17 protein-coding genes are annotated in these 21,142 nt (G+C 70.9%); 6 read left to right on the plus strand and 11 right to left on the minus strand.

Annotated features, from left to right (window positions below):
• Positions 1-30: 30 nt before the first annotated feature.
• From AB0H86_RS20145 to AB0H86_RS20180, 8 genes are all read right to left on the minus strand, one after another.
• Positions 31-1,035 carry a transglycosylase family protein gene (locus AB0H86_RS20145; protein ID WP_362440057.1) on the minus strand — a complete coding sequence of 335 codons (1,005 nt, stop codon included), beginning with the start codon at positions 1,033-1,035 and terminating at the stop codon, positions 31-33.
• 124 nt (positions 1,036-1,159) lie between these two features.
• The gene (locus AB0H86_RS20150; RefSeq protein WP_362440060.1) at positions 1,160-2,473 is read right to left on the minus strand and encodes a cytochrome P450; all 1,314 of its coding nucleotides are present in this window, start codon (positions 2,471-2,473) and stop codon (positions 1,160-1,162) included.
• Positions 2,470-3,522 carry a nucleoside triphosphate pyrophosphohydrolase gene (locus AB0H86_RS20155; protein WP_362440662.1) on the minus strand — a complete coding sequence of 351 codons (1,053 nt, stop codon included), beginning with the start codon at positions 3,520-3,522 and terminating at the stop codon, positions 2,470-2,472. The genes AB0H86_RS20150 and AB0H86_RS20155 overlap by 4 nt, the downstream gene beginning before the upstream one ends.
• Positions 3,523-3,685: 163 nt before the next feature.
• On the minus strand, positions 3,686-4,333 hold the full coding sequence (locus AB0H86_RS20160) for a SurA N-terminal domain-containing protein (RefSeq protein ID WP_362440063.1): 648 nt from the start codon (positions 4,331-4,333) through the stop codon (positions 3,686-3,688).
• 145 nt (positions 4,334-4,478) lie between these two features.
• The gene (locus AB0H86_RS20165) at positions 4,479-5,306 is read right to left on the minus strand and encodes a glycoside hydrolase domain-containing protein (protein WP_362440066.1); all 828 of its coding nucleotides are present in this window, start codon (positions 5,304-5,306) and stop codon (positions 4,479-4,481) included.
• 331 nt (positions 5,307-5,637) lie between these two features.
• Positions 5,638-7,131, minus strand: a complete 1,494-nt coding sequence (locus AB0H86_RS20170; RefSeq protein WP_362440665.1) for a protein kinase — start codon at positions 7,129-7,131, stop codon at positions 5,638-5,640.
• Positions 7,132-7,169: 38 nt separating this feature from the next.
• Complete coding sequence (locus AB0H86_RS20175) at positions 7,170-7,841, minus strand: hypothetical protein (protein ID WP_362440068.1); 672 nt, start codon at positions 7,839-7,841, stop codon at positions 7,170-7,172.
• 208 nt (positions 7,842-8,049) lie between these two features.
• Positions 8,050-10,230 carry an N-6 DNA methylase gene (locus tag AB0H86_RS20180; protein ID WP_362440071.1) on the minus strand — a complete coding sequence of 727 codons (2,181 nt, stop codon included), beginning with the start codon at positions 10,228-10,230 and terminating at the stop codon, positions 8,050-8,052.
• A 205-nt stretch (positions 10,231-10,435) separates the two neighbouring features.
• Between AB0H86_RS20180 and AB0H86_RS20185 the strand changes: the two genes are divergently transcribed.
• Entirely contained in the window at positions 10,436-11,131 is a 696-nt protein-coding gene (locus AB0H86_RS20185) for a hypothetical protein (protein WP_362440074.1), read from the plus strand.
• Positions 11,132-11,299: 168 nt separating this feature from the next.
• Positions 11,300-13,027 (plus strand): murein biosynthesis integral membrane protein MurJ, encoded by a 1,728-nt coding sequence (gene murJ, locus AB0H86_RS20190; RefSeq protein ID WP_362440077.1) that lies wholly within the window; start codon positions 11,300-11,302, stop codon positions 13,025-13,027.
• A 98-nt stretch (positions 13,028-13,125) separates the two neighbouring features.
• Here murJ and AB0H86_RS20195 read toward each other — a convergent pair whose 3' ends face one another.
• Positions 13,126-13,902, minus strand: coding sequence for an HNH endonuclease family protein (locus AB0H86_RS20195; protein ID WP_362440668.1), 777 nt, complete (start codon positions 13,900-13,902; stop codon positions 13,126-13,128).
• A 164-nt stretch (positions 13,903-14,066) separates the two neighbouring features.
• Between AB0H86_RS20195 and AB0H86_RS20200 the strand changes: the two genes are divergently transcribed.
• A complete protein-coding gene (locus tag AB0H86_RS20200) occupies positions 14,067-14,249 on the plus strand; it encodes an Rv0909 family putative TA system antitoxin (RefSeq protein WP_362440080.1) in 183 nt (60 codons plus the stop codon).
• Between the two features lie 147 nt (positions 14,250-14,396).
• On the opposite strand, the gene AB0H86_RS20205 is transcribed toward AB0H86_RS20200, so the two are convergent.
• Positions 14,397-15,311: a hypothetical protein gene (locus tag AB0H86_RS20205; RefSeq protein WP_362440083.1), complete on the minus strand. Its 915-nt coding sequence runs from the start codon at positions 15,309-15,311 to the stop codon at positions 14,397-14,399.
• A 121-nt stretch (positions 15,312-15,432) separates the two neighbouring features.
• Here AB0H86_RS20205 and AB0H86_RS20210 point away from each other — a divergent pair, with 121 nt between their 5' ends.
• The 3 genes from AB0H86_RS20210 to AB0H86_RS20220 all read left to right on the plus strand — a co-directional run bounded on the left by AB0H86_RS20210 (position 15,433) and on the right by AB0H86_RS20220 (position 17,355).
• Positions 15,433-16,017 (plus strand): TetR/AcrR family transcriptional regulator, encoded by a 585-nt coding sequence (locus AB0H86_RS20210; protein ID WP_362440086.1) that lies wholly within the window; start codon positions 15,433-15,435, stop codon positions 16,015-16,017.
• A 118-nt stretch (positions 16,018-16,135) separates the two neighbouring features.
• Positions 16,136-16,945 (plus strand): SDR family oxidoreductase, encoded by an 810-nt coding sequence (locus tag AB0H86_RS20215; RefSeq protein WP_362440089.1) that lies wholly within the window; start codon positions 16,136-16,138, stop codon positions 16,943-16,945.
• A 38-nt stretch (positions 16,946-16,983) separates the two neighbouring features.
• Complete coding sequence (locus AB0H86_RS20220; protein ID WP_362440671.1) at positions 16,984-17,355, plus strand: MerR family transcriptional regulator; 372 nt, start codon at positions 16,984-16,986, stop codon at positions 17,353-17,355.
• 18 nt (positions 17,356-17,373) lie between these two features.
• Here AB0H86_RS20220 and mfd read toward each other — a convergent pair whose 3' ends face one another.
• Complete coding sequence (gene mfd / locus AB0H86_RS20225; protein WP_362440092.1) at positions 17,374-20,928, minus strand: transcription-repair coupling factor; 3,555 nt, start codon at positions 20,926-20,928, stop codon at positions 17,374-17,376.
• Positions 20,929-21,142 lie beyond the last annotated feature (214 nt).

The raw sequence follows: 21,142 nt of genomic DNA on the forward strand, positions 1-21,142 counted from the left end.
AGTGTGACGTGAACTCCCGTCGGTTTAGCCCTATTCGGCACCAAGTCCAAGGGTCTGACCGGGGGCGATATGACTTGGGTCGGAGCCGATCGCCTGCTTGTTCTCCTCGTAGAGGGCGCGCCACCCTCCTTGGAGGTCAAGGGAGTCGGCGATGGACTCGAGCGTGTCCCCGACGCGGACGGTGTACTCACCGCCGGCGGCGTGACGGCCGGCGGAGGTGCCGGTGTCGGCGGTGTCGGCGGCCGCGTCCTCGTCGGCACTGTCGCCGCGGTGCTTGCCGCCACCGAGGGCTCCGGTGTCGACCAGGCTCGAAGAGCCGCCCACCCGCCAGGAGTTGTCCGAGTCATCCTGTTTTGCCGCACTCGTGGAGGGGCTGTCGGATGCCTGCGAGTCACTGGATCCGGATCCGGAATCAGCGGACGTGCCGGACTTGGCCGAATTGCCCGCCCTGCTCGAACCGTCCGACGGCGCCTCGGAGGAGTCGGAGGGAGTCTTCGACGCGGACGCCGAAGGCGTGCCCGACGCTTCATCCGAGGATCCATTTCCGGACGAACCCGTTGATGAACCATCAGAGCCGAGCAATCCGGACGAGCCCGAGTCGCTCGACTCCTCCGATCCCTCACCGCTCCCCACACCCGTGTCGACATCGGCTGCCTGGGAGTCCTTGGTGAGCCCGTTGAGCAGCCCGCAGGTGGACCAGTAGCCGACACCCTGGTCGGCGAGGATCTTCTCGGCGACGGCGATCTGCTGGTTCCGGCTGGCCTGGTCGGCGCGCGGGGCGTAGTCGAGGCCGCCGTACTCGTCCCAGTCCTTCTGGGCGATGTGGAGTCCGCCGTAGTGCCCGTCGCCGTCGTTCGCGCTCCAGGAGCCCTCGGTCTCGCAGTTGGCGACCTGGTCCCACGTGGTCCCGGTGGCCGCGCTGGCGCCGGTGGCACCGAGCAGCGGGATCGCGATGGCGGAGCCAGTCACTCCGGCCGCGACGAGGAGAGCCGGAGCCTGACGGGGGCGACGATGCCGGCCGTTCCCGGAGAGCATGCGGAGACCTTTCGCGAGACAACAGTGATGGCGCGGCTGGTAACACTCAGCACCGCGTTGATCCGTGAACGTATAGGCAGACGATCACTTGTCACAAGTTAATGCCGCGTAGATCACGTGAAGATCACAGAGTGGAGGGCCTGTCACCTTTACGCAGGTGGGGGGCTCGATCACGTGGCGTGAACTCGACGGGCAGCGTGCGCAGTCCCCGCATGATGAGCCCGCCACGCCAGCGCAAATCGGCCGAATCCACGGCGAGTCGCAGGTCCGGGAGACGGGTGAGGAGCGTGCCGAGCGCGCTCTGGCCCTCCAGCCTGGCGAGGGGCGCGCCGAGACAGTAGTGGATGCCGTGGCCGTATCCGAGGTGCTGGTTGTCACTCCGGGAGAGATCGAGCACATCCGGTTCGGCGAACCGTCCCGGATCCCGGTCCGCGGCGGCGAGTACGACGAGCACGGGGTCGCCGGCCGCGATGTCCTGCCCGCCGATGCTGACCGGCTGGGTGGCGAACCGCCAGGTGGCGAGCTCGACGGGGCCGTCGTAGCGCAGGAGTTCCTCCACGCCGGTCTCCAGGAGGCCGCGTTCACCGGCGGCGAGGGACTGGTGCAGCCGGGCACGCTGGTCGGGGTGGGTGAGCAGGGCGTAGGTGCCGTTGCCGATGAGGTTGACGGTGGTCTCGAACCCGGCGAACAGCAGGATGAAGGCCATCGCGGCGACCTCGTTCTCGGTGAGGTGCTCGCCGTGGTCGGAGGCTCGGATGAGCCCGGAGATGAGGTCCTCACCGGGGGCGCTCTCGGCGGGGAGCGCCTCGCGTTTGCGGTGGATGAGTTCGGCGAGATAGCCGCGCATTTTCTTCACCGACCGGGCGACACCGCCGCGTGGCCCGCCCCCGTGACGGATCATCATGCCCGCCCAGTCCCGGAAGTCGTCCTGGTCCTCGCGGGGGACGCCGAGCAGGTCGCAGATCGCGTAGATGGGGAGGGGGAACGCGAACTCGTGGATCAGATCGGCACTCCCCTTCTCCACGAACGCGTCGATCAGGTCGTCAGTCAGTTGCTGCACCCGAGGGGCGAACTCGGCGACCCGTCTCGGAGTGAACGCCTTCGACACGAACCGACGGAGCCTTGTGTGGTCCGGCGGGTCGATGTTGAGCAGATGGGTCATCAACTGGGCATTGCGCTCACCGGGGATACCGGTCTTGCCCTTGGCGTGCGCGGGCTCGTCGTGGTGCGCCGGGTTCTTCGAGAGCCGTTGGTCGGCGAGGGCCTGCTTGGCGTCGGCGTAGCGGGTGACCAGCCATGCCTCCACGCCACTCGGGAGCTTCGTCCGGTGCACGGGGGCATGTTCCCGGAGCCAGGCGTACGCCGGGTAGGGGTCGGTGGCGAACTCCCAGGTGAAGAGTTCCGGGGCGGGGTTCGTGGAGGTGGGCTGGTCGGTCACTCCTTGACGGTATCCGGATCGTGGGACAGGCCCTGCGTGCCGAGTCCCTCGGCGGCCCTTACCGCATCCCGGTAGGCCCGGGCGGCGACGCGCAGTGCGGCCTCCGGGTCCACTCCGGCCGCTTCCGCTCGGACCGCCTGGGTCAGCAGCTCGTAGCCGATGCCCTCGCCGGTCGGGAGCGGTACGTCGAGCTCCGCCGTGCGCACTCGTGACGCCAGCTTCGCGGCCAGGGCGAGGCCCGGCTGGCCCAGAGGTATGCCGTCCGTCACCGACTCGCGGCGCTTCTCGATCGCCTTGGTGCGGAGCCAGTGCTCCTTGACCTCCTCGGGGGTCGTCGCCGTCTCGTCGCCGAAGACGTGCGGGTGGCGGTGGATGAGCTTGGCGACGATGCCGCCGGCCACGTCGTCGATGGAGAAGGGGTCGGCGCCGTCCTCGGCGCGGCCCTCCTCCGCGATGCGGGCGTGGAAGACGACCTGGAGGAGGACGTCGCCGAGCTCCTCCCGCAGTTCGTCGCGGTCGCCCTCCTCGATGGCCTCGACGAGTTCGTACGCCTCCTCGATGCCGTACTTCGCCAGGCCCTGGTGGGTCTGCTGGGACGACCAGGGGCACTCGGCGCGGATGCGGTCCATGACCTGGACGAGGTCGAGGAGGCGGGCGCCCGGAAGGTCGTACGAGGCGGGGAGCAACTCCAGGTCCGGCATCGGGACGCGGCCGGAACCCGCGAGGCGGGCGAGGCCGTCCGTGAGGGTGGGCTCGCCCTCGCCGGTCGCGACCACGACCACCGTCTTCCCCCCGGCGCAGGCGGCGACCAGTTCCTCGGCGGTCGGCGACGCCTCGTCGACCGCCGTCCCCGCCTCACGCAGATACGGCAGCTGCGGATGCGCGCCGTCCGCGCACAGCACGCGGTCGGCGGCGTGCAGTGCCTGCCAGGCGGGCCAGGACAGCAGACCGGGCGCGACGCGGTGACTGGTGGTGAGCAGGACGACACGGCCGGGGGCGGGGGTGGCGTCCGGAGGATGACCTGGGGTCGAGGCGGCTTCGGGCCTGATTGCGTTCACGATTCGAAGCTAACGCACGCCGCCGAGGAGGCGATCAGGTTGTCCACAGGCGAGGGGTGACAGTGCGATCGTATGAACATCCATCGTGTGGAGGATGTACGCGCCGGATCGTCACGCGCCCCTCAGCCCCTAGCGGCGCCCCTCGCAGCGCCCCTCACGCCGTCTGCTGGCTCCCCGCCGCCGTGACCTCGCGTACCCACGGCGTCTTCGAGTCGACGCGGCTGCTCTTCTCCACGTCCCAGGTGCCGTAGCGCGGGTTGAGATCGACGCCGATTTTCTTGGACGCCTTGGTGAGGGCGCTCCAGAAGGCGGGGTCGCGGGTGTCGGTGCCGAGCTTGGCGGCGAGCTTCTGGGCCTCCAGCTGGAGACGGAGGTTGTCGTCGAGGCGCTCCGGGGCGATGCCGTACTCCTGGAGCCAGGCCGTCTCCAGCGCCTCGGCTCCGCCGGTCTGCTGCTCCAGGCCGGCCCGCATCTGCTGGATCTCATGGCGGCTGACGGTCACGCCCTCGTCGTCGGCGGCACGGTGCAGCACCCGGTCGAGGACCATGTTGTGCAGGGTGTCGCGGGCGAGCGTGCCCGTCTTGGCGATGACCTGCTGGTACTGCGCCTCGTCCGGCACCGCCGCCCGCTGGGCGTCGCGCACCTCGCTCACCCGGTTCTCCAGCTGGGCGACGGTGATCCGCTGGTCGCCGACGACGGCCGCCGCGCCCGGATGCGCGTCGTTTCCGCAGGCGGTGAGGAGGGGGGCCGCGGCGATCGCGGCGGAGAGCAGTAGCGCGGTGCGACGGCGACGGCGGTGCAAGGAAACCTCCCGAGGAGATTGTGCGACGGTGCACAAGGTCTTGCGATGATCGATGTTAGGCAGTGGGCAGGCTCTGGCCAACCCATTCGACCAACGATTCACCAGGACTTCCGGCACCGCCGCGCCTCACCGCCGGGTAGAGCGGTCAGCCGGTGATGGCCACCGGGGCGTCCCACGCGTCGCGGTCCACGGTGATCGTGTAGCCGTTCCGCGTCTCCTTGCTGTTGACCATGTACTGGTGGGCCCGGCTGTGGTTCGTGAACTGGGTCGCGCCGAACGGCCAGTCAGCCGTCGTGGTGTTCTGCTTGTCCCACAGCGCGTACCACATGTTGCCCGGCAGGTCCGTCTTGTCCGTGGCCTTGGCGATCGCCTTCGCGCTGGAGCTGGTGAAGCCGTAGTAGCCGCTGCGGTACGTCTTCGCGCGCAGTGCCTTGTCGAAGGCGCGCACATAGGTGAGCACGGCGTCGTCGCACGCCTTGTTCGTGATGTCGTACGGCTCCATGTCCAGGTAGACCGGGCTGCCGGCCTTCATGCCGAGGGCGGATGCCTTCGCCACCGCGTCGGCGGCGTCCTTCGCGCCGAGGGACGCGGCCGTGGAGGCGGTGAGCTTCTCGGGGCTGGAACCGGTCTGGCAGGACGGCTGGGCGCCGACGTAGAGCGGGATGAGCTTCCAGCCGGCCGTGCTGACCGACTTCACCCAGGAGGCGGTGAGGTTGGGCTGGGAGCAGCCGCGGTTCTTGCCGCCGATGTAGACGGCGGCGGCTCCGTAGAAGCCGGTGTTCCAGGCCTTCATCGCGGACAGGGAGGGCGCGGCGCAGGTGTCGAAGGCACGGCCGGTGTAGGTGCGCTGGGCGGGCCAGGCGGTGGCGGCCATGGAGGTCTGCGCGGCGATGCCGGCTCCGGCGACCACGGCGGCACCGGCGACGGCCCAGGTGACGTATCTGCGCTTCTTGGACTGACGATGGCTGGACATGAGTGACCCCACCCCTGATTGCACGACGCCTCACCGGGAGGCGTCGCGTGACGGAAGGCGCGCACGGCGCGCGGACCTGACGTGCACGACCGATGCGCGACCGGGGCGCATACGGCGTACGAAACTTACGAAGGCATACGAAGAGGTGCGCGGCACGCAGCAGGGGCGCGCGCCGCGCGGGAAGCGGATCGCAACCTATCCCGCGCCGTACCCCTGTTCGGGAAACACCGCCCCCGGAGGAGCACAAGAATCCTTCGGGGAGGAGCAAAATCCAGCCATCGCGGGCCTTCGGCGTCGGCCTGCCCACGCGTCGGCCTCAACCGCGTCGGCCTCAACCGCGTACCTGTCCCAGCCACTGCAGCGTCCTGCGGATCTCCGTCGCGAGCGGGTGTCCGGGTCCGTGCAGGCGTTCCGTGTCGTGCAGAAGGCGGGCCAGGGTGTCGTGCGCGGCGGCGCGGTCGCCGAGGGCGAGGAGCAGGTGGCCGATGCGGCGGCGCACGTCGTGGGCGAGTTCTGGATCGCCGGCCACGTACTGGTTCTCGTAGTACGGCAGCAGCGCGCGGTACTCGGCGAGCGCCGCCGCCGGTTCGCCGAGCTGCTCCAGGCACTGGGCGGCCTCGTAGCGGAAGCGGAGGGACTGCGGATCGGACTGGCCCGACTCGGCGGCGCGTTCGTCGGCGAGGCGGCGCAGTTCGGGCAGCGCGCGCCGGTACTGGCCGTCGTCCATGAGCGTGGCCGCGTACTGCTTGCGCAGGGTGCGTACGACCGGGGAGCGCTCGCCGTGCTGCTCGGCGGCGGCGGGCAGGATCGCGCCGAGGATGTCGACGGCCTGGGTGATGCGGCCCTCGCCGAGGAGCCGCTTGACCTCGTCGACGGCACGCGCGACATCGGGCTTCTCCGCGGCGGGCGCGACCGGTGAGACAGGGGCGGGCTGGGGCGCGGGTGTACGCGCGCGGTCCGGCCAGGGGGCGTGCGGGCGCAGGAAGGGGCGGGTCGGGTCGAGGGGCGCCCCTGTGGGCATCCCGCGCGCGGGCAGCAGCGGCGCGAGGTCCTCGTACACGTCCTGCGCGGAGGCCGGGCGGTGTTGCGGGTCCTTGGCGAGCAGGCGCAGGACGAGTGTTTCCAGCGCCTCGGGCACCTCGGGGCGGATCCGGCGCACGGGCAGCGGCGGCTCGTACAGGTGCCGGTGCAGCACACCGAGCGCCGTCGATCCCGCGAACGGCACGTCGCCGCTGAGCAGTTCGTGCAGGAGTACGCCGAGTGCGTACAGGTCCGTGTACGGGCCGACCGCGCCGCCCATCGCCTGCTCCGGCGCCATGTAGGCGGGCGAGCCGATGGGTGAACCGGTGTGCGTGAGGCGGGTGGTGTCGGTGTCCATGACGGACGCGACGCCGAGGTCGAGGACGGTGACTGTGCCGTCCTGCTTCACCATCACGTTGCGCGGCTTGAGGTCACGGTGGACGATCGGCACCGCGTGCACGGCGCTCAGCACGGCGCACAGTTGCGCGGCGACCGCGACCGCCCACTGCCAGGGGTACGGGTCGTGCTCGGCGAGGTGGTCGGAGAGGTCCGCGCCGTCGACGTACTGCATGACGAGGAACAGCTCCTCGCCCTCGCTGCCCGCGTCGTGCACGGTGACCAGCCCCGGGTGGTCGACCTGCGCGGTCACCCGGCACTCGCGCACGAACCGCCGACGCAGCTCCTCCGCCTCCTGACCGGCCACCTTGTCGGGGCGCAGCAGCTTCACCGCCACGCGCCGGTCCAGCCTCCCGTCGTACGCCGTCCAGACCTGGCCCATGCCGCCCTGCCCGATGAGCGTGGACAGTTCATAGCGGCCGGCGACGACGCGTCCCGTCGTCACGCTCACTTTCCGCCCTCGTGGTTGCCGTCGTGGTGGCCGTCCTGCCGGCGCAGGTAGTCACTGAGTTCGTCGAGCTCGGCGCGCACCTGGTCGATGCGGGCGGGCGCGGGGCGCTGCGGTGGCGGGGGCGGGACCGGGCCGTGCTGGGCGGCGGCGCTCGGTGCGGACGGCTGCGGTATCGGTGCCCGGGGCGGCGGGCTGTGAGGGATCGGGGCCTGCGGGGCCGTCGCCGCGTTGTACGGCGGCCGGGGCGGCGACTGGGCCTGGGCCTGGGCCTGGGGGTAGCCGTACGCCGGTGCCGGGGGCCGCTGCGGGGCGTAGCCGGCGAAGCGGAGCTGGTGGAAGTGGCGTACGTCAGCCGCGAGGTAGTACGAGACCGATGCCACGAGGGTGCCCAGGAGGAAGGCCAGACCTATCCAGCCGCCCGGGGTGTGGATCTCGTCGCCCGGCTCGGAACCGAGCAGGTAGAGGCCGAGGACCTCCGCCACGATCACCCCCGCGCACAGCCACCAGTCGAGCGCCCTGCGGGTCACGATGGCCAGGCGCACCATCATCGTCCACATCAGGAGACCGAAGCTCATCACCGAGATCACCACGAAGAGCACGCGCAGGAAGACGAGCAACCCGGTCGGCGGGGCCTGCCTCACCGGCTGCGCGTAGCCGTGGCCTTGCATGGCTGCTCCTGATCCCTGAAGTGAGGGGTACGTGGTCGACCGGCACTGTCCGGTACGGGACAACGCCGGTCGCTTGATTGTCGCTTCGAGCGTATAGGCCGACACCGACAAGCGGTCCTGGGTTGTACCGAACCGTTGTCATGCCGATCACATCGCCCCGGCCGAGAGGTCAGTGGGGCGGGTTCGTGGGGCGGGTCAGTGGGGCGAGTCAGTGGGGCGCGACCGTACCGTCCGTCAGGCCGTCGTACATCCCGCGCACGAGCTGCTCCCCGAGCCGGCCCGCGCGCCTCAGCGCCCGCTCGAACTCGTCGAGCGCGCGGAACCGCGCCCCGTAGCGCCGCTGTTCGTCGAGCGGGAGCCGGGGCAGCTGGAGGCGGCGCACGTCGAGACGCGTGGCCGTGGACGCGTAACTGCTGGCCTGCCGGTTGTTGGCGGAGCCGCGCAGGAACCCGGCGAGGAACCACGGGTCGAGCGCTGTGGCATCGGGGCGCAGGAGCACAAGGTTGCGCCCCAGGGCGGCGCCCCCGGTCGCGTCGTCGATCACGCGCGCCACCGAGCCTCCGCCCAGCACCGGCACCACGACATCGCCCGGTGCGGTCAGTACGGCCTCCTCGTCGCTCGCCGGAAGCGATCCGGAGGGAGCCGTTCCGGCGAGGACGTCGTGGTCGGTGAGCACGGGCACGCGCGCGTGGCCGCCGTTTCCGCCGGTACGCATCACCAGGGCACCCCCGCGGGCGAGTTCACCGATGGTGGTGAGCGGCCACCGGGGTGCGGGCTGGGCGGTGTCGGCGGGCGGCGGGGTGAGGTCGGTGGTCAGCCGGAGCGTCTCACCGAGGCGCTCGCGCACGGCCGTGAGCGCCCCCGCGCCGTCGGTCGCCGCGGGCGGCGGCAGGTGACGCGCCGGGGCGAAGTCCACGTCGTCGTCGAGAAGTTCGATGACCGGCACCGAACGGGCCAGCCCCGGACGTTCCTGAAGGGTGCCGGCCCGGTCGAACGCCCGCCAGGCGTCGAGCACGACGTCCCGCACGGCCCGCCAGTCCGGCCCGCCACGCCCCTCGGTCGCGAACTGCCCCGCGTCGGCGAGCAGCACCTCGGGCTGTGCGGGCGCCTTGTCGGGCCGGTGCAGCACCCACAGGTGGAGCGGGATGTTGTACGGCGGCGCCGCACCCACCGGCAGGGCGATCACGGCACGCAGCGCACCCCGGCGCAGCAGGTCGGCGCGGACACGACGGCCGGAACGGCGGGACGCGGCAGCCGGCGGCATGAGCACGACGGCGGTACCGCCGTCCTTGAGACGCGCGAGCGCGTGCTGCACCCAGGCCAGCTCGGACTCGGTTCGCGCCGGGAAGCCGTACTCCCAGCGGGGGTCGTACGCGAGCTCGTCGTGGCCCCAGTTGCGCTCGTTGAACGGGGGATGACACAGGACGGCCTCGGCACGCAGCCCGGGGAAGGCGTCGGCGCGCAGGGTGTCGCCGGCGGCGGCGCGTACGGCGGCCCGGGAGTGCAGCGCGAGCCGGAGCGCGGCGAGCGCGGCGAGGTCGGGGGCGCTGTCCTGGGCGTACAACTCCTGGTCGGGGCGCGAGGCGACGGCGCGCAGCAGGGCGCCGGTACCGCAGGCAGGGTCGAGGACGGTGAGAGCGGGTCCGGCGAGGTCGGCCATGAGACCGGCGAGTTCGGCGGGGGTGAGCGTGTACTGGCGCGGGTTGGCGTCGAGGTGCCGGCCCAGCAGGAACTCGAACGTCTGCCGGGCGCCCAGCTCGGCGGCGAGCTCGGCGACTCCGCGGAGTAGGGGGGCGGAGGGGAGCAGGTCGGGGCCGGTGGGGGTGTTCACAGCCGCCGAGTCCCTCGCGCCGGACGTGGGGTGAACAAGCCCCGACGGGTTCACAGCAGACGGAGAGTTCACAGCCGACGCCGATCCTGCGGGCGAGCCGCCGTGAACACCCGGGCCCAAGCTGCCAGGAGCTCCGCCGTGAACACCCCAGCCGCCCCGGACCGAACCGAACCGAGGTGTCAGCACCTGCTCCAGCGCACGCGGCAGCATCGCGGCCAGGCGTTCGTCCGAGCCCGCGCTCACCTCCAGCCAGACCGTGGGGCGGTCGTGAATCAGCAGCAGGACGCAGCCGGCGTGGGCGAGGGCGGTGACCGGGCCCCCGGGATGGCCGGCGAGTTGCTGCCAGACCCGTTCCCGCAGCGGGACCTCGGCGAGTTTGCCCTGGTGACGCAGCCACGCCTCGACTTCGGCGAGTGCGAAGGACGGGCTGGTCTCGGTGCCGCCGACCGGCTTGGGAAAGTCCGCGTGCCGGCGCCGCCAGTTGCTGACGGCGGCGCGGCCGACGCCCGCGAGCCGTGCGATTCCGGCGGCGGTCACCTCTGTCGCGTTGTCCTGCACTCGCCCCGCTCCCCTCACGCCAGCCCTTGTCCCGTGTGTGTCGCCGAGCATACCGACGTACGCAAGATCTACTCATTCACAGCCGTGTACACGCGATATCTTGTGAATCGTGTTGACTCGGTTCACAGACTCTGTTCTTATTGACCCAGCGAACGAGCGACAGCCGAAAAGGACGGCGGTCGCCGTGCTGGGAGGGGACACAGTCATGGGCATGAAGGGCAAGCTCGTTCTGGGCGCCGTCGTGGGGGTCGTCGTCATCGGGGTCGTCTCGGCGAACGCCGACGGCAATGGAAACGACGAGGACTCCGGCAACAACGGCAAGGGTTCCTCGGCGTCCGCGAACCGCGAGACCGGTGACACCAAGGCCAAGACCAAGGCCGGGACCGAGACCGCGAAGAAGAAGGCCGCGTTCGCGGGGGACGGCGACTTCCAGGTCGGCTCGGACATCAAGCCCGGCACCTATCGCACCACCGGCAACAGCGACGGCATGTGCTACTGGGAGCGGGCCAAGGACGCCTCGGGTGAGATGAACTCGCTGCTCGCCAACGACAATGTGAGCGGCGCCAGTTACGTCACCGTCAAGGCCGGCGACAAGATCTTCAAGTCCAGCGACTGCGCGGACTGGGAGGCCGTCGACCTGAAGGCGAAGGGCTCCCCCGCGACCAAGATGGCCGGCGACGGCGGCATGTTCAGAGTGGGCGCCGACATCGCCCCGGGCACCTACAAGTCGACGGGCAACACCGACGACTCCTGCTACTGGGAGCGCGAGAAGGACGCCGAGCACTCACTCGAGTCGATCATCGCGAACAACAACGTGACCGGGACGGCCGTCGTGACGATCAGTTCCTCGGACGCGTACTTCAAGACGTCGGGCTGCCAGGACTGGAAGAAGACCTCCTGACCCGCTCGTCACAAGGGGTGCCGCATCGAGACTCGACACCTTCAGCTCCATACGGTCACCGTAGGCCGGGTGCGGGTGGGGGGCATCAGAATTTCTCGCCCTGTTCCCAACAGCCGTGCGGCTCCGGCCGGTTGGTGTCCGTGGATCTCGGCGACGTAGGTTGGCGGCATGCTGGAGGGGGCGGGGACCACGGGGAAGACAGCGGGGACGAGATCGGGGGCGGGAACGGGGGCGACACCCGGGAACGCCACGACAGAGGCCGTATCGGAAGCCGTATCGGAGTCCGCGTCGGCGACCACCGCCGGCCTGGCCCGGTCCTCGTTGCTCATGGCGGCGGGCACCATCGTGTCGCGGGCGACGGGACTGATCCGTACGGTGCTCCAGGCCGCGGCGCTCGGCACGGGTCTGCTGGCGACCACGTACAACACCGCGAACACCGTGCCGACCAGCCTCTACACGCTGCTCATCGGCGGAGCGCTGAACGCGGTCCTCGTACCGCAGCTGGTGCGGGCCCGCGCCACGCACCCGGACGGCGGGCGGGCCTACGAACAGCGCCTGGTGACCCTCGTCCTGACCGTGCTGGGTGTCGGGACCGCGCTGGCGGTGTGGGCGGCGCCGGAGATCGTCAGCGTGTACGTCCGGGACACACCCGGCAATCACCAGTCCTTCGAACTGACGGTGGTCTTCGCCCGGTTCCTGCTGCCGCAGATCTTCTTCTACGGCGTGTTCGCCATCCTCGGCCAAGTCCTCAACGCCCGGGAGAAGTTCGGGGCGATGATGTGGACACCGGTCCTCAACAACGTCGTACTGATCGGCATGTTCGCCGCCTATCTGGGACTGATGACCGTGCCGGGCGGGGTGGAGGACGTCACCGCGGGGCAGGTGCGGCTGCTCGGCATCGGGACCACCGTCGGCATCGCCGTGCAGGCTCTGGCGTTGGTTCCGTTCGCCCGGGCCGCCGGGTTCCGGTTCCGGCCGCGGTTCGACTGGCGTGGCACCGGCCTCGGCTCGGGCATCCACGCGGCCAAGTGGACGCTGTTGTTCGTGCTGGCCAACCAGGTCTCCCTGACGGTCGTCACCAACTTCGCCAACAGCGCCGACCGGAAGCTGCCGACGTCGGGCGTCGGCTACACCGCCTACACCTACGCGCAGACCATCTGGATGCTTCCTCAGTCCATCGTCACCGTCTCGCTGGTGACCGCGCTGCTGCCGCGGATGAGCCGGGCCGTGGCCGAGGGCCGGATCGGGGATCTGCGGGCGGATCTCGCGCGGGCCCTGCGGGTCAGCGGTGTCGTGATCGTGCCCGCCGGTTTCCTCTTCGTCGCGCTCGGGCCGCAGCTCGCCGTGCTGCTGTTCGCGCACGGGACCGCCGACGCCGCCTCCGCCGAGCCGCTCGGGCAGATGTTGCAGGCGTTCGGGCTCGGTCTGATCCCGTTCTCCGCGCAGTATCTGTTGCTGCGGGGTTTCTACGCCTTCGAGGACACCCGTACCCCGTTCTTCATGGCCTGCTGGATCGCCGCGGTGAACATCGCTCTGGCCACGGTGTGCCAGGTGGTGTTGCCCGTGCGGTGGGCGGTGACCGGCATGGCCGGTGCCTACACGCTGTCGTATCTGGCCGGACTCGCCCTGACGGCACGGCTGTTGCGCCGGAAGGTCGGTGGCCGTCTCGACGACGGGACCCTGCGTCGCACCTACGCGAAACTGCTGTGCGCCGCCGGTCTCGCCGCCGCGCTGGGCTGGGTCGCCGCGCGCGCCTGTGCCGCCTTCACCGATTCGGGCACCTGGTCCACCGCGCTCGCCCTCGTGGCAGGGACGGTCACCATCGCGCTGGGCTATCTCGGTCTCGCCCGTCTGCTGCGGGTCGATGAGGTGCGGAGGCTGCCCGGCCTCCGGTGAGTGTCACCGATCGCTCGCCGAAGCCCGCAGCACCCCGAGGCCCGCAGCACCCCGAAACCCGCGGCGCCCTCAGCGCCCGCGACCGCACTGTCGCCGCCTCACTCCTCGCACTGCGTCAGCATCATCTCCCGGTCCGGCGCGGTCACCGCCAGCTCGTACTTGACGGCGACCTGCGCGAAGCGGACCACATAGGCGCATCGGATCTGCTTGCTCGGCGGCAGCCAGGACGCGGGGCCGGAGTCGCCCTTGGACGAGTTCGCGCGGCCCTCGGCAGGGATGAGGTTGAGAGGGTCGTTGGCCAGTTGTTTGCGTTTGTCCTCCGACCAGCGCGAGGAGCCCATCTGCCAGCTGTAGGAGAGCGGCACCACATGGTCTATCTGCACCTCGGTGGCCTTCTGCTTGCGCCACTGGATGGTCGTACCGGTGTACGGGTCATTCAGGGTCATGGCGATGACCACGCAGTCGGAGCCGGAGCGGAAGCGCAGACTCCGGCCGTCGCGCTTGAGAAGGTCGTTGCGGGTGTCGCAGCCGTTCCGCGCCAGCGGGACACCGTCAGCCGTGTCCATCCACGCGTAGCCGAACTCGTCCCGGTCGTAGCCCGTCTTGGGGCCGCGGCCCTTTGTCCGCAGGCTCTCGATGAGCTTGCGGGCCGTGGCCTCGTCGGTTTCGCTCGTGACGGGTGCGAGGCCCGGCTTCGTGCCGTCCGGATTCTTCAGGGGACTGACGGATCGCCCGTCCGTCGCGGGTGCCGGCGCGCCGCTCTCCGGTAGGGAGCCGCTCGTGTCGAGGCCCTCACATCCGGCGACCAGCGTCATGGTGGCGCACGCGGCCAGTCCGGTCATGACGGCGGAACGCGCCCCGCCCCTCAGACGCATCATGATGCGCCCCTCCCCTGCCTCCTGGTTCCGCCTCCGCACGGGCGGTTCTCGCTGTTCTCACGGTAGCGGCCAAGAGGTCCAGACCATATGGGGCCTAAAAGCGCATTCCTCAGGTGTCGGGCGTATCGTCGATTGCGAGTCGCCTCCGGAAGGAGCTCTGGATGGGCATCTTCGACAGATTCAAGCACCAGGCGAAGGGCAGCAAGTCCAAGGACGCGTCCGACGCCGCGGAACGCAAGGCCAACGAGAAGACCGGCAACAAGTACGAGAGTCAGGTCGACGACGCGCAGCAGCGCATCGAAGGCCAGATGGGTATGGATCGCGACCGGCCCGAGCAGCCGTAGGGCCGAAGACTCACGGGGGGCCGTGAGGCCTGTCCGCGCCGGACCCGGCGGCTGACCCGGCGGCCTCGGCGGCTGACCGGTCCGCTGAATCACGTTGGAAATGGAAGCCGCTCGCGCAGACCCACATCCCGCGGGCGGCTTCGCCGTTCACACCTTTCCGATTCCCAGTGTCGTCTCCGAGGGCAGCAGTCCCGAGGACAGGACGGCGACCCAGAACTCGCCCAGCAGGTCGGCGAGTCGGGCTGTGCTGTCCGAACCGAGTCCCTGCCAGGGGGCGGCGGCGAGCCGGTCGGTGTCCTGCTCGACGCGGTGGCGCAGTGCGCGGCCCGCGTCCGTGGCCGTGCCGTCCGCGTCGACCAGGCCGCGCACGGACAGACGCTCCCGGGCCGCCGTCCATTCCGCAGCGGTCCAGCCCCGACTCTCGAAGCGCTCGGCGCTGGCGGCACCTATCGCGGCGAAGGACACCAGTGATTCCACCGGGTCCAGGCCGGCCACCAGCAGGGCGGCGACATGGCCGTCGCCACGGTGTTCCCGCAGGATCGTCGCCGCGTGCCATAGCTGGAGGTGCGGGGCCTGGGGCCATTCCAACTCGGCGTTGGCCGCGGCCAGGGGACGGCCCGCGGTGTTCGCCGACTCGGCCGCGCGTCGGGCCAGGGCGGCGGCCTCGGCCAGTTCGGGGCTGTCCGCCCGGTCGCCGAATATGGCGCGGTAGGCCCGGTCCACGCCGCGTGTTCTCGCCGCCACCATCACCTCCGGGCTCGCGATACCCCACGCGGGAGCCATGTGCTCGGCGACCATGCGCGGACTGAAGCCGTAGAAGGCGGACGTCACGCGCTCACCGCCCACCGCCCCCAACGGGGCCGCGCGATACGGGAAGTAGGTCGGCCAGCGCTCCTGGACCTCATACCCCAGAGCCGCCGCCTCCTCGAAGACCTCCGGTGCGTAGTACAGCACCGCGTGCAGAGGCTCAAGCAGGTGCCAGAGCTGACGCACACGGGACAGTTCCACACCGCCCTCGCCCAGGGTCGCCGCCCCCGCGGCCTCACCGCCGTACTCCGACATGACGCGCCTCCTCGCCTTGTTCTCCACACGCTCGGCTCCCGCCCGCACAACTTGACACTGACAAGATTGCCCGAGCCGCCCCCAACTTGTCAATGCCTAGATCCGGCGTACGCTGCTTGCCATGGCCCCCACGGAAACGAAGCCCGGCAACCGCCCGTACCACCACGGCGACCTGCGCCGCGCGATCCTCGCCGCCGCGCTCGATGTCATCGCCGCCGACGGCCCCGCCGCGCTGAGCCTGCGCGATCTCGCCCGGCGCGCCGGCGTCTCGCACGCGGCGCCCGCCCACCACTTCAAGGACCGCACCGGGCTGCTCACGGCGATCGCGGCCGAAGGCTTCGGGCTGCTCGCCGACACGCTGCGGGAGGCGTCGGACCTCAAGGACGCGGGCGTGCGCTACGTACGCTTCGCCCGCGCGCGCCCGGCGCACTTCGCGGTGATGTTCGCGCCCGAACTGCTGCGCCCCGACGACCTCGAACTGACCACCGCCCGCGCCCTCGCCACCGACACCCTGCGCGACGCGGTCGCCGCCGTACGGTCCGAGGACTACGGCGTCGACGCCCGTCTCGCCTCAGTGGCCGCCTGGTCCCTTGCCCACGGTTTCGCCACGCTGCTCCTCGGCCACAACCTGGACGCCGCGGTGGGCGACAAGGATCCCGAGGAGGTGTTCCGGACCCTCGCGGCAACGCTGTTCCGCGCCCTGTGACGTCCCTTCACGCCCCTTGACCTCCCTTGACCTCCCTTGACCTCCCTTGACGTCCCTTGACGCCCCTGAGCGGCCGCACTTGACCTTGACACCGGCGGCAGGGTTCGAGCATCACCCCATGGACACCAACACGCCGCCGAGCAACACCAACGGCAACACCAACGGCAACACCAACGGCAACCCCAACCCGCCTCGAACCGTCCTCGTCACCGGCGCCGGCACGGGAATCGGCCGGGCCACCGCCCACGCCTTCGCCGCGCAGGGCGCACACGTCGTCGCCGTCGGCCGGCGCGAGACGCCGCTCGCGGAGACGGCCGCGTACGACGAAGCCCGCATCACTCCGCTCGCCATGGACATCACGGCCGACGACGGCCCCGAGACGATCGTCCGTACGGCACTGGAGTGGTACGGCCGTCTCGACGTCCTGGTCAACAACGCCGCGATCGTCACCACCGAGTCCCTGCGCACGTACACGCGCGCGTCAGCGCACACCCAGCTCGCGACGAACCTGCTCGCCCCCGTGCTGCTCACCCAGGCCGCGCTCCCGGCGCTGGAGGAGAGCCGCGGTGTCATTGTGAACGTGACGACGTCCGTCGGCCAGCGCGGCTGGCCCGGTAACTCCCTGTACGCGGCGGGGAAAGCGGCCCTGGAATTACTCACCCGCAGCTGGGCGGTGGAACTGGCCCCGCACGGCATCCGCGTCGCCGCCGTGGCCCCCGGCGCCATCGAGACCCCGATCGCGGACCACTCGGGTTACACCCCCGAGCAGCGTGCCGCGATCCGTAAGTGGCAGCTCGACCACACCCCGCTCGGCCGGGTCGGCCGTCCCGAGGAGGTTGCCTGGGCGATCAGCCAACTCGCCTCGCCCCAGGCCTCGTTCATCACCGGAGTGATCCTCCCGGTGGACGGCGGAGCCGTCGTCGCATAAGACTGGACTTCATGTCACAGCCCCGCCCACAGCACCTAATGCGGATCGGCGAGCTGGCCGAGGAGACCGGCACGACACCGCGGGCGCTGCGCCACTACGAGCAGGCGGGGCTCATCACCTCCGAGCGTGCCGCGAACGGCTATCGGCTCTACGAACCTGCCACGACCGTCCGCGTCCGCAACATCCGCCGTCTCCTGGACGCCGGCCTCACCCTCGACGACGTATGGGCGTTCCTGCCGTGCCTGGACGGTGACGTCACCGCCGGGCCGCCCTCCGACAAGGCCCTGCGGGTCGCCGCCGAGCGCCTCGCCGTGCTGGAGGATCGCATCGCCGCCCAGGCCGCCGTACGCGACAGGCTGGCGGCGGCACTGCGCCAGGCCACCGGCGCACGGGTACGTCCGGTGGCCTGATCTCCTTGCCGGGAAGGCCTACGACCCCAGGATCGACGTCAGGAACTCCCCCACCCAGCCGAGCAGTTCCCGCCCGACCAACGGCTTGCCGCCGACCTTCGCGGTCTTCGGGCGGGGGACCAGCACCTGGTGCGCGGCCGGCTTGATGACGGTGCCCGGGTACAGCCGCTTGAGCCTCAGTTCCTGGGACTCGCGCAACTCGACCGGGGCGAAGCGGATGTTGGTGCCCTGCAGGACGATCTCGCCGACGCCGCACGCGCGAGCGAGCATCCGCAGGCCCGCCACCAGAAGCAGGTTCTCCACCGGTTCGGGCAACTTGCCGTAGCGGTCGACGAGTTCCTCGCGTACGGCCTTCACGTCCGCCTCGGAGTTCACCGAGGCGATCGACCGATAGGCCTGGAGGCGCAGCCGCTCGCCGGGGGCGTAGTCGTGCGGGACGTGCGCGTCGACCGGGAGCTCGATCTTGACCTCCAGCGGCGGCTCCTCCTCCACGCCGCCCTCCAGGGAGGCGCGGTAGTCCGCGACCGCCTCGCCGACCATGCGGACGTACAGGTCGAAGCCGACGCCCGCGATGTGGCCGGACTGTTCGCCACCCAGCAGATTGCCCGCGCCGCGGATCTCCAGGTCCTTCATCGCCACGTACATGCCGGCGCCCATCTCCGTGTGCTGGGCGATGGTCGCCAGGCGCTCGTGGGCGGTCTCCGTCAGCGGCTTCTCCGGCGGGTAGAGGAAGTACGCGTACCCACGCTCGCGGCCTCGGCCGACGCGGCCGCGCAGCTGGTGCAGCTGGGAGAGGCCGAAGTTGTCGCCGCGCTCCACGATCAGGGTGTTCGCGTTGGAGATGTCGATCCCGGACTCGACGATCGTGGTCGACACCAGTACGTCGAACTTCTTCTCCCAGAAGTCGACCACCACCTGTTCCAGGGCCGATTCCGACATCTGGCCGTGGGCGGTCGCGATGCGGGCCTCGGGGACGATCTCGCGCAGCCGGGCCGCCGCGCGGTCGATCGACTCCACCCGGTTGTGGATGTAGAAGACCTGGCCCTCGCGCAGCAGTTCGCGGCGGACGGCGGCGCCGATCTGCCGCTCCTCGTACGGTCCGACGAAGGTCAGCACCGGGTGCCGCTCCTCCGGCGGGGTGGTGATGGTGGACATCTCGCGGATGCCGGTGACCGCCATCTCCAGGGTCCTGGGGATCGGGGTCGCGGACATGGTGAGCACGTCCACGTTCGCGCGGAGCTTCTTCAGCTGCTCCTTGTGCTCGACGCCGAAGCGCTGCTCCTCGTCGACGATGACCAGGCCCAGGTCCTTGAACTTGGTCTCCGAGGAGAACAGGCGGTGGGTGCCGATGACGATGTCCACCGAGCTGTCTCTGAGGCCCTCCAGGACGGCCTTCGCCTCGGTGTCGCTCTGGAAGCGGGAGAGTGCCCGCACGTTCACGGGGAACTGCGAGTAGCGCTCGGAGAACGTCCCGAAGTGCTGCTGCACCAGCAGGGTCGTCGGCACGAGCACGGCGACCTGCTTGCCGTCCTGGACGGCCTTGAAGGCGGCCCGGACCGCGATCTCCGTCTTGCCGTAGCCGACGTCGCCGCAGATCAGACGGTCCATCGGGACGGTCTTCTCCATGTCCTCCTTGACCTCGGCGATGGTGGTGAGCTGGTCGGGGGTCTCCACGTACGGGAAGGCGTCCTCCAGCTCGCGCTGCCAGGGGGTGTCCGGGGCGAAGGCGTGCCCGGGGGCGGCCATCCGCGCGCTGTACAGCCTGATCAGGTCGGCCGCGATCTCCTTGACGGCCTTCTTCGCGCGGGCCTTCGTCTTCGTCCAGTCGGCGCCGCCCAGACGGTGCAGCGTGGGGGCCTCGCCGCCGACGTACTTGGTGATCTGTTCCAGCTGGTCGGTGGGGATGTAGAGGCGGTCGCCGGGCTGGCCGCGCTTGGCCGGGGCGTACTCCACGACCAGGTACTCGCGGGTCGCGCCCTGCACGGTCCGCTGCACCATCTCGATGTAGCGGCCCACGCCGTGGTTCTCGTGGACGATGTAGTCGCCCGCCTCCAGGGACAGCGGGTCGATGGTCTTGCGGCGGCGGGCGGGCATCCGGGCGCCGTCCTTGCCGGCCGCCTTCTGTCCGGAGAGGTCGGTCTCGGTCAGGACGGCCAGCTTCAGCGCCGGGTCCACGAAGCCGTAGTCGATCGAGCCGCACGCCACGTGCACGACGGACGGCTCGATGTCTCCGAGCTCCGCGTCCAGGCGGGCCGCGATGCCCTCGCCGCCGAGCACCTCGACGGTGCGGGCCGCCGGGCCGTGCGCCTCGGTCACGAACACCGCGCGCCAGCCGTCGGCCAGCCAGCCCTTGGTGTCGGCGAGCGCCTTGGCGGTGTCGCCGCGGTAGGTCTCCGGGGCGTGCATGCCCAGCTTCAGGGTGTCCCCCGCCGCGTCAGCGGCAAATGTCCCCGTGAGCTCCTCGTCGGCCGCGAACGGCGACACCGACCACCACATCATGTCCAGCTCGCGCGCCCGGTCCCGGACGTCCGCGATGGACCACAGGGAGGCCGCGCCGACGTCGATCGGCGCGTCGCCGCCGCCCGCGGTGGCCGCCCAGGACGCCTGCAGGAACTCCTGGCTGGTGGCCACGAGGTCCGCCGCGCGCGTGCGGACCCGCTCCGGATCGCATACGACGGCCATGGCGCCCTTGGGCAGGACGTCCAGGAGGAGTTCCATGTCGTCCACCAGGACGGGCGCCAGGGACTCCATGCCCTCGACCGCGATCCCCTCGGCGATCCTGCCGAGCAGTTCGCCGAGCTCCGGGTGCTGTTCGGCGAGGTCACGCGCGCGTGTGCGGACGTCCTCGGTCAGCAGGAGTTCGCGGCAGGGCGGGGCCCACAGACCGTGCGCGGCGACCTCCAGGGAGCGCTGGTCGGCGACCTTGAAGTAGCGGATCTCCTCTACCTCGTCGCCCCAGAACTCGATGCGCAGGGGGTGTTCCTCGGTGGGCGGGAACACATCGAGGATGCCGCCGCGGACGGCGAACTCGCCGCGCTTCTCGACGAGCTCCACGCGCGCGTACGCGGCGGCGGCGAGGGCGTCGACGACCTGGCCGAGGTCGGCGGTCCGACCGGTCCTCAGAGCGACCGGTTCCAGGTCACCGAGTCCCTTGACCTGCGGCTGGAGCACGGAGCGGACGGGGGCCACGACGACGGAGACCGGGCCGGTCTCGGGGTCGTCGGGGCGGGGGTGGGCGAGGCGGCGCAGGACGGCGAGGCGGCGGCCCACGGTGTCGCTGCGGGGGCTGAGCCGCTCGTGCGGGAGGGTCTCCCAGGACGGGTAGTCGACGACGCCCTCCGGGGGGAGCAGCGAGCGCAGGGCCGCGGCCAGGTCCTCCGCCTCACGGCCCGTCGCCGTCACCGCGAGGACCGGGCGGCCGGACTCGCGGGCCAGGGCGGCGACCGCGAGGGGGCGGGCCGCGGGGGGACCGACCAGGTCGACGTGCATGCGGTTGCCGTCTGCGGCCGCGGTGATCGCTTCCGCGAGGGCGGTGTCCTTGACTACGGCGTCGAGCAGACCGTGCAGGCTCATTCGGGGGCGGCTTTCGTCCGGGGGTGGGCAACGCGAATCGCCCGACGCGGGTTAGGGGCCGGGGGGTCTCCAGCGTACGACGACGCCGTCGCGGACGTCGGGGCCTGTGGATAACCTCCCCCGCGGGGTGCGCGTGGCCGGTGTGGCCCTCGGTGTGTCTCGCCCCCGGTGCGCGTGGCCGGTGTGGCCCTCGGTGTGTCTCGCCCCCGCCGCC

This window comes from Streptomyces sp. NPDC050997, from assembly GCF_040660135.1.
Classification (GTDB): domain Bacteria; phylum Actinomycetota; class Actinomycetes; order Streptomycetales; family Streptomycetaceae; genus Streptomyces.